At 54.1% G+C, this 15,159-nt stretch carries 14 protein-coding genes; 7 read left to right on the top strand and 7 right to left on the bottom strand.

Features of this window, described 5'->3' with window-relative positions; all coding sequences use genetic code 11:
- Positions 1 to 47: 47 nt before the first annotated feature.
- The 5 genes from M2400_RS14515 to M2400_RS14495 form a co-directional block, all read right to left on the bottom strand.
- Entirely contained in the window at positions 48 to 470 is a 423-nt protein-coding gene (locus tag M2400_RS14515) for a PaaI family thioesterase (RefSeq protein WP_259196453.1), read from the bottom strand.
- Positions 467 to 2,671, bottom strand: coding sequence for an AMP-binding protein (locus tag M2400_RS14510; RefSeq protein WP_259196452.1), 2,205 nt, complete (start codon positions 2,669 to 2,671; stop codon positions 467 to 469). Before M2400_RS14510 ends, M2400_RS14515 begins: the two co-directional genes overlap by 4 nt.
- Before the next feature lie 80 nt (positions 2,672 to 2,751).
- Positions 2,752 to 3,867: an iron-containing alcohol dehydrogenase gene (locus M2400_RS14505; protein WP_259196451.1), complete on the bottom strand. Its 1,116-nt coding sequence runs from the start codon at positions 3,865 to 3,867 to the stop codon at positions 2,752 to 2,754.
- Positions 3,868 to 3,924: 57 nt separating this feature from the next.
- Entirely contained in the window at positions 3,925 to 5,361 is a 1,437-nt protein-coding gene (locus M2400_RS14500) for an aldehyde dehydrogenase family protein (RefSeq protein ID WP_259196449.1), read from the bottom strand.
- A gap of 82 nt (positions 5,362 to 5,443) precedes the next feature.
- Entirely contained in the window at positions 5,444 to 6,367 is a 924-nt protein-coding gene (locus tag M2400_RS14495; RefSeq protein WP_259196448.1) for an amidohydrolase family protein, read from the bottom strand.
- Between the two features lie 157 nt (positions 6,368 to 6,524).
- Here M2400_RS14495 and M2400_RS14490 point away from each other — a divergent pair, with 157 nt between their 5' ends.
- From M2400_RS14490 to radC, 6 genes are all read left to right on the top strand, one after another.
- Positions 6,525 to 7,457, top strand: a complete 933-nt coding sequence (locus M2400_RS14490; protein ID WP_259196446.1) for a LysR family transcriptional regulator — start codon at positions 6,525 to 6,527, stop codon at positions 7,455 to 7,457.
- A 701-nt stretch (positions 7,458 to 8,158) separates the two neighbouring features.
- A complete protein-coding gene (locus M2400_RS14485; RefSeq protein ID WP_259196444.1) occupies positions 8,159 to 8,488 on the top strand; it encodes a hypothetical protein in 330 nt (109 codons plus the stop codon).
- 66 nt (positions 8,489 to 8,554) lie between these two features.
- On the top strand, positions 8,555 to 9,523 hold the full coding sequence (locus M2400_RS14480) for a DUF932 domain-containing protein (protein ID WP_259196442.1): 969 nt from the start codon (positions 8,555 to 8,557) through the stop codon (positions 9,521 to 9,523).
- A gap of 111 nt (positions 9,524 to 9,634) precedes the next feature.
- Positions 9,635 to 10,639 carry a YqaJ viral recombinase family protein gene (locus M2400_RS14475; protein WP_259196441.1) on the top strand — a complete coding sequence of 335 codons (1,005 nt, stop codon included), beginning with the start codon at positions 9,635 to 9,637 and terminating at the stop codon, positions 10,637 to 10,639.
- A 106-nt stretch (positions 10,640 to 10,745) separates the two neighbouring features.
- A complete protein-coding gene (locus M2400_RS14470) occupies positions 10,746 to 11,669 on the top strand; it encodes a hydrolase or metal-binding protein (RefSeq protein ID WP_259196439.1) in 924 nt (307 codons plus the stop codon).
- Between the two features lie 46 nt (positions 11,670 to 11,715).
- Complete coding sequence (gene radC, locus M2400_RS14465; protein ID WP_016973819.1) at positions 11,716 to 12,213, top strand: DNA repair protein RadC; 498 nt, start codon at positions 11,716 to 11,718, stop codon at positions 12,211 to 12,213.
- 100 nt (positions 12,214 to 12,313) lie between these two features.
- On the opposite strand, the gene M2400_RS14460 is transcribed toward radC, so the two are convergent.
- Together M2400_RS14460 and M2400_RS14455 are read right to left on the bottom strand one after the other, a co-directional pair.
- Entirely contained in the window at positions 12,314 to 12,970 is a 657-nt protein-coding gene (locus M2400_RS14460) for an inovirus Gp2 family protein (protein ID WP_259196576.1), read from the bottom strand.
- Positions 12,971 to 13,326: 356 nt separating this feature from the next.
- Positions 13,327 to 13,527 carry an AlpA family transcriptional regulator gene (locus M2400_RS14455; protein ID WP_259196435.1) on the bottom strand — a complete coding sequence of 67 codons (201 nt, stop codon included), beginning with the start codon at positions 13,525 to 13,527 and terminating at the stop codon, positions 13,327 to 13,329.
- A gap of 537 nt (positions 13,528 to 14,064) precedes the next feature.
- On the opposite strand from M2400_RS14455, the gene M2400_RS14450 reads away from it, so the two are divergent.
- The gene (locus M2400_RS14450; protein ID WP_259196432.1) at positions 14,065 to 14,913 is read left to right on the top strand and encodes a hypothetical protein; all 849 of its coding nucleotides are present in this window, start codon (positions 14,065 to 14,067) and stop codon (positions 14,911 to 14,913) included.
- Positions 14,914 to 15,159: the final 246 nt, after the last annotated feature.

The following is a 15,159-nucleotide window of genomic DNA, read 5'->3' as shown; positions in this document are numbered from 1 at the left end:
TCATGGGCAGCGCGTTGTTGTTATCGGTCTCGACTCGAAGCGCTGGTTTAAGCAGCGCGTTCGGCAGATGGGGGATTACGGAATACAGCGGTGGCGGTCATTAAGGTGATGCCGTCTGAAACCAGGCTTGCGCTCACCCAACTCATGGTCCTGGTGCTGCCATCGACATTGGCCCGTCCGATGACGGTCGCGCCCAAATGCGCTGGCGCAATCATGTTGCTGTTCAACTGAATGGTGACAGGATGCCGGCCGTTATCGCACTTCAGAAATGCCTCGACCGTCATGCCCAGCGTAATGTCCATAAGGGTTAGCAAAACGCCGCCATGCGCCGACCCATTGGGGTTGAGATGATGGGGCTGTATCCGCAGTCTGGTTTCAACAACACCTTCGGATATCGCTCGCTCGATCCCGCCCACGTGCCCAAGAAAGCTGTTCTCCTGGCCTACACTTTCAAACCTCTGCGCACTCATTTTTCATCTCCATCGAACACAATGCAGAGCCAATCACACACCGCTGCCGGGCGCGTGCCACCTTCAATTTCAATGACGCAGCCAAGCTGCAAACGCGTACCGCCAGCCTGCTGACCGATATCAACCAGTGTCAGTCGCAAACGTACGCGGGCGTCGGCGGCGACGGTCGCGGGAAACCGGACTCGGTCCAGCCCGTAGTTAAGCCAGCGCTCTGCCCTCTTCACCCGGAAACACTGTGTAGAGAGCCCCGTCACCAGCGACAACACCAAAAAGCCATGCGCAATCACCCCGCCAAAAGGCGTTTCGCGTCGAGCGCGCTCCTCATCCATGTGAACCCAATGGGTATCACCGGTAGTCCGCCCGAAGCTGGCGATCAACTCCCGATCCACGAGTACCCAATCGCTGACGCCCAGCTCCGCGCCTACGTGTTCGGCGAGGTCCTTACCTTGATCAACCTCGATCATGCTTGCCCCCTTGGCGTTGAATAACGCCTCGATTTCAAATGGCCGGTTTTTACGCAACGCGTTTCGATCCAGTTCACCTTTCGGTGTCAACTCAGAAGTCGAGGGCGGTGGAGAGAGAATGGCGAAGCGTTCGATACGCTTGGTGGGACTGGCGTGTTCGGCATTGTGCTGCGCGAACAGATCGTCCAGCCTGATGGGTCGCGCGACCCAGCACAGCGCGGCGATATACGCCTGATCGGCGCCAAGAATCACCACATCGTGCAAGGCACCATCGGCGCGCCTAAGCAGCTCATGCCGAAGGCCGCTGGCATTCACCCAGCTCCCGTTTTCAAGCTTGAAGTCTTCAGCTAGCCGACCCTCGAAACGCAGACCGAGCTCTGGGCGTTCGGGGTCAACCAAACGGCCTGCATCGCCCGTCCGATAAAAACCTTCTTCATCGACTGCTGCGCTGGCGCTAGCGCCCCAATAACCGCGCATGACGCTTGGCCCGCGCACACTCAGCTCAAACTTATCCCCACTGGGGCTTAGGCGAATCTCGGCGCCCGGCAAGGGCGTTCCAATCCAGCCGGGCTCAGCATTTGGCGCATGTACAAGCGTGGCGCCGGGGCCTGTTTCGGTCGCACCCCATCCGGTCAGAATGGGCACCGGTAAACCGCGCACGGCTGCTGAGTTGCGGCACAAGCGCGTGAAAATGTCCGGCGCCATTGCCGCACCGGCAGAGAACATTGCATCGAGATTGCCGAAGAACGCCTGGCGAAACTCGTCATCAGCCTCCATCACCGGTAACAAGGCTGCCCAACCCGACGGCACAGCGCCGTGAAAGGTGGGCTGTAACCTGCGAAGGTTCTGCACATGGAGGTCGAAACGCTCCGGCTTGCCCCTGGACTCATCAATATGCAGAGTGCCGCCCTGCGACAGGACAATGTGGACATTGTTATTGCCGCCAAACGCGTGATTCCAAGGCAGCCAGTCCACTAAAACGGGCTTGCGGCGGAGCACAAATGGCCAGACGTCCAGGGTTGCCAGAAGATTGTCCGTCATCATGGCGTGGCTATAGGGAACCGGCTTGGGCTGGCCAGTGGAGCCTGAGGTGAGCAACAATTTTGCTGGCGCAGACGGGTCAAGCCAGGCGATGTCTGGATCGTCGACACCATCGGCAGCTTCGAACAGCTGCGCCAAACCGGCATCGCCCTCGATTACCAGCCGTGCCGCCCTCGCCGCCAAAGGGGCATCGGCAAAGCTGTCGCAGTAAACGGCTGCTGGCTTAAGCTTCTCTAGCACACTGGCAAGCTTCTCCTTGTCCCCACCCAGCGCGGCATACTGGGCTGCAATGGGCACATAGATAATTCCAGCACGCAGCGCACCCAGTGCGATGCGCATATGGCGGATACCGTTAGGTGCAAATACAGCAAGCCGATCTCCGGGCTTCAGCCCTATTGCAAGCAGCCCCGCGCCAAGTCGCCCTGAGTCATGCCACGCTTTGGCGTACGACAGGCCCTGACGCTGTCCGCTCGACATCGCCTCGGAAATAAATACAGCGGCTGGCGTGTCATGCGCCCACTGCTCCAGCCAGTCGACGACCGTGCGTACGCGCGCACTCAAAATGCGGCGTGAAGTGAGGTAGAGGCTACCGTCTGGCGAGGCGCGTAAGTCGACGTCGGGCGTGGCGAACATCGCCGAGCGCCAGTCTTCGCTGTTGTCGTGTTTGTTCGGGCCGTGTTTGATTTGATCAGGCATTTTTATTATGAGCTCCTCTGAACGACTGCTCGCCTTACGGCGGCAGCCATTCAGGCCTGTACGATTCAAAAGCAGTGTGTTCAGTAGACCTTGTGCAAAAGGTCCAGGAAGTAAGGTGCTTCGGCGGGTAACGGTGCAGTCCGGTTAAAGACACTTTTAGTGGCTGCCTCGGCGACTTCGGGCAACGCGTCGAAGGGCACGCCCAATGAACTCAACGTACGAGGCAAACCGATCTCCGATACGAGCGCCGAAACGATGTCCTCGCAGCGTCCTCCCAGGACACGATCAAGGCGCTCGAACTTTTCCGGGACAACCGTCCGAGCCCACTTGAGGGTTTCAGGGAGAAGCAAGCCGATCAACGTGCCGTGGTGCAAATTGAACGTGTCCAGAGGAATGGAAAGCGCATGAGCCCAGCCCAACCCTTTCCACATGCACATGCCCCCCTCCATAGCGCCCATCAACACCTGCGAACGAGCTTCGCGATCTGAAGGGTTGGCCACAGCTGTGCCCAGGTTGCGGCACAGCCTTTCTATAGCGTCCAGTGCAATGGCATCGACTGGCGGGTTCACCGCCGGTGAGAGATACCCTTCGATTGCATGACCCAGCGCATCAATACCGGTCGCGGCAGTCAGCCGCGCGGGAAGCGTAAGGGTGAGATCCGGGTCATAGAGCGCGACCTTTGGCACCAGGTTTACGCTCATAAAGATCGCTTTTTCGCCACCAGAGCCTATTGCGATCCCCGCGCCGCGTCCCACCTCGCTACCGGTGCCGGCAGTGGTGGGGATGCAAAGCAGCGGCGCGACAAAGGGACCAATCTGTGCCCCTCGCGCGCTCCCCACTGCATAGTCAGCCAACTTGCCCTCGTGGGTCGCCATCAACGCGACGCCCTTGGCCAGGTCGATAACCGCACCGCCGCCCAGGGCAATCAGGCCATCGCAATTCTCGTCTTGGTAAACACGCAATGCCGAAAGCACCGCGTCCTCAGAGGGATGGCTCGGGCAATCACTAAACGTTGGGGTTTGCTCACCCAGCGGTAGGCTTTCAAACACTTTTACCTTCAGACCGGCTTTGCATACGCCGTCGTCCAGCATGAGTAATGGCCGAGAGATACTCAGCAATTGAAGCTCGCTAGCCAGCTCGGCCAACGCGCCACAGCCAAATCGGATCCTGCCAACATGTTGAATATAAGCGACCACGTTAATCACCTGATAAGTAGAGGCTGCAACAGCCAGATACGGACTCGACTACAACTTTCAGCGCCGATGCTCGGCAAGATCGCGCAGGTCGGCGACCCCGCCCCGGTTGGTCACCAAAGCTTTGCGAAGGACAAAACGCAGCAACGCGTTAGGGCCCATGCGAGACCCGCCAATTCCAGATGATTTGAAAGACATTTTTTCCGCGTCGCGAAGGATGTAAATCGTGATGGCCGCATCCTGCAGGGCCACAGCGCCGGCATCGATCTGTTGGCCGATACGCATCGCCTCTTCTTCGCTACCGGCAAAGACTGCCGCTGACAGGCCATAAACGGAGTCGTTGGCCAGCGCGACCGCTTCGTCTTCCGTGCGGTACTTCATAACGGGAGTAACCGGCCCGAAGGTCTCATCGGTCATCAACTTCATGTCGTGCGTTACGTCAGAGATAACCGTCGCTCGCATGTAGTGGCCGCCACCCAGGTTTTCACTTCTGCCACCGGTTACGACTTTCGCGCCCTGCGATACCGCATCATCGATGTGGGAATCAACGATCGCTGCTTGGCTGGCGAGAATAAACGGGCCCAAATCCCCATGCGCTGGGTCTGGGTACGCAAGCTCCAGCGCTTGCGACTTGCCCGCCAACAAAGCAACGAAATCGTCGTAAACGGACTCATGGACATACACCCGCTCAACCGAAAAACAGATCTGACCCATGGCGAATACCGACCCGCGAAGAACCGAAGTGGCCGCACGCTCTAGATCCGCATGCTCGGTGACGATTGCGGGGTCTTTGCCACCCAACTCGAGAAACGCCGGTATGAGCCGTCGTGCACACGCTTCTGCCACCAAACGACCAGTCTTGATGCTGCCGGTGAAGCACACGGCATCGACCCGCTGAATCAGTGCCTGCCCTGTTGCGCCGTCTCCCGCGACGTACCTCAGCACAGCCGCCAGCTCAGGAAACTGACGCACCGTTTCCATAACCGGCTCGATAAACCTGGGAGCAATTTCGCTGGGCTTGATAACCGCTGCGCAACCGGCCAGCAACGCCGGGATGGCGTCAATCATTGACAGAAGGAAGGGGTGGTTCCACGGCGTAATAAAACCCACCAAGCCATACGGCACCAGTTGGGTTTCAAACACGACATTAGCATTGATTACTGACGTGCCGGTACGTTGTGCGGACTCGAAGATGTGCGGCGCTTTTGCACACCAATCACGGATTGAACCCACCACCATGTGCGGGACTTCGTGAGATAACCGCTGCCGCCCAGTATCCAAGGCTTCGGCAGAGCCGATGAGATTTGCGTTGACTTCGATCGCATCGGCCCATTGAAGAAGCACTTTCACCCGAGCTTCCAGTCCGGCTTTCGACCATGTCTTTTGCCCGCTGCGTAGCTCCTGGCAAACCGTGTCGAAATCCGTCTCTGACAAGCGAGCAATGCGATAGTCAACGGTGCCTGTGCGCGGGTTCTTCACGTCAATTTCTAATGTCACGCTACTTCTCCTAATTTTTGTTCTTGGCGATCGCTACAGCCGCGAAAGCTGGCTACCGCATGAGGCGAATTCTGACGACGCTTTAGCCGGCTCTTTTTTTGAACAACTGCGCAGCGTTTTCACGGTAAATACGGCGGCGCGTCGCATCGTCCATGGCGTAGTTTTCAAGGAGGCTCAAGAAGTTCATGGACCTGGCTTTAGGCGCATATGGCCAGTCACTGCCGAAGAAAACTCGTTCCGGCTTCGCAAACTCCAACAAGGCGGCAAGGGCAAACGGGCTGCTGGCCAGCGCGGTGTCGAAATAGAACTTTCTGAGCCGCTCGATCCCCACGTCATCCGGGCCGCCATCCGATACCGCCCGAGCGATTCGCTGGGCAGCGAATGGGAGAAAGCCTCCGCCGTGAGACAGCACGAACGAAATGTTTGGATAGCGCTCTAGCCAGCCCGCTTTGGCGATGTTGATTGCCGCTCGGGTTGTATCCAAGAGGAAGTCGGCCACATAGGGCGGAATACCTTCTACCGGCTCGCATGGCAGTTCACTGGGGTGGATGAACACCACACTGCTCCGACGATTCAACTCCTCCATCAACGGCTCGAATGCGGCCTCGCCCAGGTAGCGGCCGCCTACGTTAGCCAGCAGGATGACGCCATCGGCGCCCAGCTTATCGAACGCATAAGCCGCTTCAGCAATCGCGCCTTCAACATCCGGTAAAGTCAACGTGGCGAAAAAACCGAATTTCCCAGGGTAGGTTCTGATGACGCTGGCGGCGTACTCATTCACCTCCCGAGCTTGCGCGCGGGCTTCTTGATCGTTTCCTAGGTGAACACCCGGCGTGGAGACCGACAGAATGGAGCAGGAGGTTCCTTGCGACTCCATCAGATCCAGGCTGCCCTCGGCTGACCACACTGGGATAGGCAACCCACCGGCTGTTATCCCGCGCGAATCCAACCACTTTGCGTAATCAGGCGGGACAATATGGTGATGAGTGTCGATCTTGAGTTCCATGAGCTGAACCTTTAAATGATGTGAGCGGTGACAGCAGAGCTTGTTGTTGTTTGAGCCCAGAATCGGCCTTGCCCAAAGACCGCCCCACTGCATTGACCGAAATCTACAGAGTGTGTGAGTATCGATCCAGCGCGTATAACGGATAAGCAAAATCGACATGGTAGATATCAGAAAATTCGACCTCAACCTTCTTCCCGTACTGGAAGCCTTGCTGATCCACCAAAACGTTTCTCGCGCGGCGGATGATTTGGACATGAGCCAATCGGCAGTCAGTGCCGCGCTCGGTCGTCTTAGAGTTTTGCTGGGAGATGACCTGCTAGTACGCACGGGCCGCGGCATGCGCCCTACGACACGAGCGCTGGAACTAAAGGCGACTGTGTCGCTCGTGTTGGATCAGGTTCGCGATGAGTTGATGAGCAGCGAAAGCTTCAACCCTGCAGAGTCCACCCGGAGCATTACCCTGGGCCTTTCGGAGGTAGGCTGTTTCGTACTGGGCGCGCGCATCATCAAACGAGTGCGCACGGAAGCGCCCAACATTCAATTCAAACTCACGACATTGTCGACAGAGGTTGTTGAAGATGCGCTTGAGCGGGGAAGCACAGATTTAGCGCTAGGTCCCTTTGAATGCCACAGATCGACGGTGTTTCAACGACGGCTTTATGAACGCCACTACGTATGCCTGGCAGCCAAGGGAAGTACTTTCTGCCATGAAAAAATGACGCTGGCGCAATTTGCACAAGCGCCACAGCTGGTCGTCAAATCGCCGTCACGCGTTCATGAAATCATCAGTCAAGAGCTAGCCGAGCGTGGACATACGTCTGCCAACACCATGGAAATTCCCAGCTTTCTCCACGCGCCCATGATGCTTGAAACGGGAGAGTTCATATCCGTAGTACCCGGCCAACTTGCGGACGTTTTTAACGCGCATTGGGACCTACAGATTGTTGACGTTCCAATGGTCCTTCCCTTACGGACGATTCGACTATTTTGGCATCGCCGGTCCAACACGGATCATGCTATTCGCTGGTTGCGGAACATGATTGTCGACGAGCTGACTTCAGAAATTTCTTCGTTGTCGGGCAACATTTAAAGCAAATATTTTCGAGCGATGTTGGGATTTTTGGTCTGCAGTTTTTGCCGTCATCGGACAACTGCATCAGACCGAAGACTGGCTGGCGGGACTTGCTTCTCCGCCCGAACTGGACAGTGGTTCGTCTGTTCAAGACGTTACTACGTCCGAAACCGAAAATCCCAATGCGATCACAACAGGCAGCAATCGGCCCAGAGTGTGTAAAAACTCTAGATCCCGTTTTGATTTTCAAGACTGAGTGGCTGTCCGGCTCCGTAGTCTGATCAAGGCACGATTTCCCTTCCTGATGAGCTAAACCGCCCCAGCAACGCGCCAGATCATCGGGAGACGTAAAAACACGCCGGTTTTTACGCCGTTAGCGCCCTCATCAGTGATGGGTACCGATGATTTTCATGACCCGTTTCAAGTTGTAGGCAAGTACATTCAAGCTCATCTCCGCACTTACTCCGTTCAGCTTTGCCTCATACTCCCTCCGGCTCGAGTGTCGCACTGGTCAACTGCTGATCTTGCCAGGCCACGTAGGTCAGCCCAGTGCCTTTCCACCGTCCATTCTGTATGGCCATTGGCTGTGCGCCCGTGGATAATCAAAAATATTTCAGACCTATATCACCTCTATGAACGCCCACCTGTATCGACTGCAGTTGGGATTTTGGCGTGCCTGCACTTCGCTTAGCACGCTCATCATTTGAGAGGATCTGCGTATGTATAGCCCTTGCCCAAGTTGTAACTCTGGACGCATCGTCACGAAAAATATTGGGAAACAAGCAGGCGGTTTGATCGGTGCCGCAGGCGGCGCCGCCAGTGGTACAGCTGGCGCTCTGTCCGGCGCCGAAGCTGGAGCTGTTTTAGGTGTCGTCGGAGGCCCAATAGGCATCGCAATCGGGAGCGTCGCTGGGGCGATTTTAGGGGGGTTGTTTGGAGGGGTCGCTGGCGGTATCGCCGGGGCCACGCTCGGTGAACAGATCGATGACAAGGTACTGAATAACTATCAATGCCTAGAGTGCGGTTACAGCTTCAGCGCTAATCGCTAACTCATCGAGTCAGCCCCTGTTTCTCATGCAAACAGGGGCGCCCCTTTTGTGAAAGGACCTATTCCCATGGCTCATCTCATTGAACAAATGGCTTATGTTGGCGCAACTCCCTGGCACGGTCTGGGTAGTCGTCTTTCTCCGAAACAACCCATCGAAATCTGGCAGCGCGAAGCGGGTATGGACTGGAAGATCCAGGACAGCCCGGTGCATTTCAAATCCGATAGCATCGGTGCACTTGGCTCAATTCACACCTTCCCTGACCAGAAGGTTCTCTACCGCTCCGATACTAAGGCCCCGTTGTCCGTGGTTTCTCAGCGCTACCAGGTCGTGCAGCCGCGCGAGGTCTTGGAGTTCTATCGGGACCTCACTGAAGTATCGGGCTTCGAGCTGGAAACGGCCGGCGTACTCAAAGGCGGTCGCAAGTTTTGGGCGCTGGCCCGCACTGGCCAAGGTACGACCTTGAGAGGCAACGATCAGGTCAATGGTTATCTCCTGCTGGCCACCTCCTGTGACGGTACCTTGGCTACCACGGCCACACCTACAACTGTGCGGGTAGTTTGCAATAACACGTTGACTATTGCGCTGGACGGTTCGGCCAAAGCGATCAAGGTGCCGCACAGCACGCGTTTCGATCCACAGGCAGTTAAAAAGCAACTCGGTATCGCCGTCTCGCAATGGGACAACTTCATGCACCGGATGCGAATGCTATCTGAACGCAAAGTTCAGTGGCATGAAGCCATGGGATTCTTCATGAACGTGCTGTGTGATGCCAATCCGAACATGCCACTACCGGCAGTACTTCCCAACGAGCGGGCGCTACGCAAGGTGCAAGGTCTATATGAAGGCCAGGGCCGCGGATCAACCCTGGAGTCAGCTCAAGGAACCGCCTGGGGCCTGCTCAACGCCGTGACGGAGTACGTCGACCACGAACGCCGTGCGAGAAGCATCGAGTACCGTATGGACTCTGCCTGGTTCGGGCAAGGAGCACAGCTCAAGCAACGGGCGCTGGAGGCGGCGCTACAACTTGCAGCTTAGGCCTAGTTTTCACTGTCCTCATAAACCCCTTCCCCATTCTGTTCTTCCACTCCCTAAACGCCTGATCAGCTTCGTGCTGGTTGGGCGTTTTTATGCCTCAAGGAAATGATTATGAGCTCTCAATCCCTACTACATCTCAGAACTAAACCCAGTCCTGCCTTACGCTTGGTCGGCACCAAACAACTGCCGCGTGAGGACTGGTTGACCGTGCGCAAGCAAGGCATCGGCAGTTCAGATGCCGCCGCCGCTGTGGGCCTGAACCCTTATAAATCACAGCTGGAACTGTGGATGGAAAAAACCGGGCGTGACACCTTACTAACCATGCTCGATCCGCAGGATGAGGAAAGCCCCGCGTACTGGGGCAACATCCTGGAGCCGATTGTCGCATCCCATTACACCCGGCGCAGCGGTCATCGGGTCCGCCGGGTCAATGCGGTTCTGCAGCATCCTGATCCCAAATTGGCCTGGATGCTGGCCAATATCGACCGTGAGGTTATCGGTGCGTCAGAAGTGCAGATTCTCGAATGCAAAACCGCCGGCATAAACGGCGCACGTCTCTGGAAAGAAGGCGTGCCCGAGTATGTGCAGTTGCAGGTCATTCACCAGCTGGCCGTGACTGGCAAGCAGGCGGCGGATGTGGCGGTACTGCTCGGAGGTCAGCATCTGGAAATCCATCGCATTGAACGCGATGAGTCACTGATAGCCCGGCTGATTGACCTGGAACGGCTCTTCTGGGATTACGTCGTCAGTGACACCCCACCGCCGGCAGACGGTTCGGCCTCAGCGGAGCAAGCTTTGCGCTGTCTGTATCCGCACGACAATGGACAAACCCTAGACTTTAGCCAAGACACACTGCTCTGCACGGCCTTTACCGAGCTGCAGAACGTGCGCAAGTCGATTGCTCTACAGGAGGCGCAGGAAGCTCAACTTAAGCAAACGCTGCAACAGGCCATAGACGATGCCAGTCGGGCGACCTTCGCAACCGGCAGCATCACGTGGAAGAAAGCCAAAGACAGCTTGGCTCTGGATATCCCCCGCCTGCTAAAAGAAAAGCCTCATCTGCAAGTTCGCTACTCGACCACCAAAGCCGGTAGTCGACGTTTTCTGCTGGCTTAAACGATCGTTCGCTCCTCCCTTATCCCCGTGCCCTTTCCCTTCAATGCCACCCTGGTCGCTCGTGCGGTCTCGGTGGCGTTTTTATTTCAGTGTCAGGAGAACTCCCATGCTCAAAGGTTTAGCCATCACACCCCCGGTTTTAGGCCGAATCTCCATCGGCAAGGTCGTCGAAAAGAACGGTAAGCGTCTGCCAGAAAAAGACGATCAATTCACCCTCACCTCCCAAGTACAGAACCGTGACGGCTGGTTGCTGCATCCCCTTAACGAAGAACTGCGCAACGGTAAGGACGGCAAGCTGCGCAGCATTCCGATCCGGCTGCTGTTCAACGAGCCGGACCTCAACTTTCGGGCTGACTACAGCCTGTTCGACCGTAACACCGGCCGGCCGCTGTGCGTCGGCAATGGTGAGACCTGCAAGCGTCTGACCAAGGATGGTATTCAGTCGTTGCCCTGCCCTTCTCCGGATGGCTGTTCACTGGCTCAAGGCAATGCCTGCAAACCTTACGGCCGGCTCAACGTTGTGATTGGCGATGACGATCCACTTGGCAGCTTTGTCTTTCGCACCACAGGCTACAACAGCATCCGCACCCTGGCAGCGCGACTGCACTATCTGCAAGCCATCTCCGGCGATCGACTGGCCTGCCTGCCGCTGGAGTTGCGTCTTCGCGGTAAGTCCACTCGCCAAAGCCACGGTGCACCGATTTTCTACGTAGACATCACGGTACGCAGTGGTCTGGGCATGGAGGATGCCTTAATCGCAGCCAAGCAATTGGAGGAAGCCCGTCAAGCCGCAGGCTTTGATCAGAGCGCCTTGGATCAAGCGGCACGGCAGGGTTTTAACAATGGGGCCTTTGAGGACACCGTGGAGGACACCGGTGCCATCGTCGAGGAGTTCTTCCCTGTCATTGAAGATCAGCCCAGCCGTATAGAACTCAACCCCCCTCCACCGGCAGCGCCTGCCAAACGCTCACTTGCCCAGAAGCTGGAATCGCGAGCCTCGCAGCACAAAAGCAGGTCTTCGGTTCAGTAGCCATCAACTCTTCTGCGTTCTTCCCTATTCGCTCAGGAATACCCGAATGAAATATCACAAGCTGATAGCCGGTGAAACAATCGGTACCTATGTCATGGAATCCCCGGTTACCGAGGCTGACATACTGCAGATGGCACAACAATTGGCGATGAGCCGTCTGTCTAAAGGCCGGGCATTAACGGAGCCAAAGCAGGTTTTCAGCCACCTGCAAACACTGCTGCAGTACCACGAGCACGAGGTCTTTGCGCTACTACTGCTCGACAGCAAACATCGAGTGATTGCCTTCAGGGAGCTATTCAGAGGCACACTGGATGGCGCCAGAGTCTACCCGCGAGAAGTGGTCAAGATTGCGTTGGAGCACAATGCGGCAGCGGTGATTTTGGTACATAACCATCCATCCGGCGACCCTGAACCCAGCCAAGCTGATCGCACGCTAACCCAGGCGCTCAAGAACGCCCTCAGCATGATTGGCACCCAGACGTTGGATCACATCGTTGTAGGTCATGAAGGCTGCGTATCGCTGGCTGAACGAGGTTACCTTTAACTCCAATGTACACACCGTCCGATGGACCGCCTTTGGCACTGCCAGGGTGGTCGTCGGCACGGTGTCCTTCTATTTTTTTTGTCGTGATTCAGCGTTGTGCTCAGGTTCTGCTGCACCCGAAACCATGGGAACCATCCCCAAAAACCTTCGTGCTCGACTTACACAGGTAGCTCGCACGATGGAAGAAGGCTGCCTGTCCGGCTATCTCGTCGCGATACAAGTGATAGTAAGGATTTTGTGGAATCTCGACCAACCCCCTGACGGCTTCTACTGATAGTCCTAAAGCACTTGCCCACGCTCCTTCCAAGCGATTAAACATGTTGTCTCTGCCTGATTCGAGCTTACCCAGCGCATTGAATGCATCGTAGTTCAGCAAGATCGCAAAGTGATGATGTGGTCGCGCGTGCTGCCCTTGTTCCCTAGCCCAGACGTAACGCACCTTGGTGTCGTGTGCGTACTTATTCACAAGTTTCGCCATTTGGCGATTGTGCTTGATTTTGGCTTTAAAGGATTCGATGAAGCGGTCAATAACTTCGTTCGTGAAAGCGTAATCGGGCAATTGACTGTTAGCTGGTAGCCGCAGGTCAAACCTGAATGCGAACACACGAGGGTACTGATTAAGCGCTCGAGATACCGTCTGATGAAGACGGTTTAGGTACTCTTGGATGAAAGGTCCCTTATCCACTTGCACGGTCAAGCCTTGATAAGAACCTTCGCAATGAAGGGTTAAGTTCGTGTTGCCTGGATATCTAGCCATGATGGAGCCCCGAGTATTTAGTTTCATATAGTCAGGCCCACTAGTACATTTTTACTTACACCTAAGAATGCAGAGCACAATACTGCTCTGCTTAGAGCGCCTATCTTCCCTCCGACACACCTCCTACACCTAACCAGTACAGACAAGCCAAACTCACAATAGAGATACTGTATAAGCATAGTACCAATACCGAAAACCCCATCCACGCAATACCAGATAAAAGCATTCGTATTTCCTGTTAAGACACAAGTATCCAGCGACAATAACAACTCCGGAAAAACACCATGAAGAAGTTTCTTCATGGCGTTAACTAGAACCGAGCCAATCAAGACTTCAGCGCCAAACGTAGCAGCATCTCAAGCACCCTTCTTCTCCAACTGGTCCCGCTCTTGGATTTTGCTTAGTATCCAATCGTAAACTTCACTCTCCAGCCAACCGACGCAACGATCCCCTAAAGGAACTGGCTTAGGAAATATTCCTTCCCCAATGAACTTGTACACGGTAGAGCGAGCCAATCCAGTCACTTCACAAACTTGTTTAAGACGAATAATTTTCAAAACTCAACCCTCATATCCATTCAATGGATAAGGGAGCTACGTAATTTTTCACATCGGATGACAGCTAACGAACAAGCCAAAGGCTCACACGACCAGCCCAAACATCAGCAAGCAGGCCTAAACTCTACAAAACAAAGAAATACCAATCTGAATTTACAAATAAAACACTTTTATTTAATCAAGATCATTCAAGAGTTAACCCTGATCAAACATATGCCAATTGGAAGGTGGCAGGGACCGACGTTGGGCAGAACTGGCCTAGGAGTGAGCACTTTTTAGAGAGATTTGACCTAATATAAAGGTGCCTCCATCACCCCCCCGCGTAAGCAGGACTCAGTAAAAAACTCCTCGAGTCGAAGCTCCCACGGATGCTCAAGCGAAAAGTGAGCACCGGGGCGCGAGCGTACTACAATAAAAACACTAGAAAACCCAGAAAAAACCTCAGAAAAACGTAGACAAATCAACATCATTTAATCTATAAATCTACTAGAGTTAAAGACTAAAAATCATCAATCACAAAAAATGGATATCCAATAAATGACCACGAACTGGAATGATTCACTCTCAAAGGTACTAAATGAGATCGAAGTGGATCGTCGTCTAACCGTATGGTTATGGATAAATTTGAGACTCCAGTACCCACAAGTAAATTTTGGCGAACTTGAAAGCTCTGGCGTTAGAAACCGGATGGCCGCCTTCATTACTGAAACTCCATGGTTAAAGATAAATATTGAACAACAAAAGAACGCACTTTTCCTGACCGACGCCAGCTTACAATGGATCACCGATGATACGAGACAACTAAAATGGGTACTCCAGCGAGTATCAGAAAGGGCCGGATTTCATAGCCATAACTTATTGCAAAACTTAACCGGTAGGGAGCTGGTGATTGCGACAATAGACATATGGGCAATAGAGTTAATGCAAAAGGCAAATGAAATAATAAATATTAGCAACCTATGGAATCAACATAAACAATCAGACTACATTTTTCGATGGTTCATCAACCCAGAAGAAAGCGAAAAATACCAACTGGCATGGGAACTAATAAGCAAAAAAACTCCCTTCTTAACCGCATATAAAGAACCTTTTAATAACTACCAAGAATTACTAATTTTTTTTGATTTGACAAACTTTAGAGAAGCCGAAAAAACTATCTGTGTAGATTCAATAAAAAAACGCTGGAGCCAAAACAAATACAGAGAAAAAAACACTGGAAAGAAGCAGTATAACTTCCTCCTCTCTGACAAGAGCATTAACATTCTTGACAAACTAGCTGCTACACATGAGCTAAAACGCGCCAAAATATTAGAAATATTAATTCAAATGGAGTCAGAAAAAGGAATATATATAGCCGAGAAACTAAAAATTCTTCGAGACCTATAATACTAAATCTCAAGTGCTAATAGCGGCCTTTAAACAAGCGTCTCGAACGAATCAAACCGCATTTCGTAGATCCACTACAACATCATCAGAGCAGAGCAATATTCAGCGGATAACTTATCAAATGTGTAGAGTCATACGGCCAACAAAGGCACTCCTCGACAAGCCGCACATCCAATAACATTCCGTACGGGTATATCAAAATATTCCTGAGTAACAGGGTAATTAAGTGTGATCCAAACACGCCTT

Origin of the sequence: Pseudomonas sp. BIGb0558 (genome assembly GCF_024807515.1) — a bacterium.
Lineage (GTDB): Bacteria > Pseudomonadota > Gammaproteobacteria > Pseudomonadales > Pseudomonadaceae > Aquipseudomonas > Aquipseudomonas yamanorum_A.
This window is presented reverse-complemented; position numbering and strand designations above follow the sequence as displayed.

Bases quoted from the DNA above. Each gene is read 5' to 3' on its own strand.
- M2400_RS14515 (WP_259196453.1), bottom strand. From the start codon at position 470: ATGAGTGCGCAGAGGTTTGAAAGTGTAGGCCAGGAGAACAGCTTTCTT.
- M2400_RS14510 (WP_259196452.1), bottom strand. From the start codon at position 2,671: ATGCCTGATCAAATCAAACACGGCCCGAACAAACACGACAACAGCGAA.
- M2400_RS14495 (WP_259196448.1), bottom strand. From the start codon at position 6,367: ATGGAACTCAAGATCGACACTCATCACCATATTGTCCCGCCTGATTAC.
- M2400_RS14490 (WP_259196446.1), top strand. From the start codon at position 6,525: ATGGTAGATATCAGAAAATTCGACCTCAACCTTCTTCCCGTACTGGAA.
- M2400_RS14485 (WP_259196444.1), top strand. From the start codon at position 8,159: ATGTATAGCCCTTGCCCAAGTTGTAACTCTGGACGCATCGTCACGAAA.
- M2400_RS14480 (WP_259196442.1), top strand. From the start codon at position 8,555: ATGGCTCATCTCATTGAACAAATGGCTTATGTTGGCGCAACTCCCTGG.
- M2400_RS14475 (WP_259196441.1), top strand. From the start codon at position 9,635: ATGAGCTCTCAATCCCTACTACATCTCAGAACTAAACCCAGTCCTGCC.
- M2400_RS14470 (WP_259196439.1), top strand. From the start codon at position 10,746: ATGCTCAAAGGTTTAGCCATCACACCCCCGGTTTTAGGCCGAATCTCC.
- radC (WP_016973819.1), top strand. From the start codon at position 11,716: ATGAAATATCACAAGCTGATAGCCGGTGAAACAATCGGTACCTATGTC.
- M2400_RS14460 (WP_259196576.1), bottom strand. From the start codon at position 12,970: ATGGCTAGATATCCAGGCAACACGAACTTAACCCTTCATTGCGAAGGT.
- M2400_RS14450 (WP_259196432.1), top strand. From the start codon at position 14,065: ATGACCACGAACTGGAATGATTCACTCTCAAAGGTACTAAATGAGATC.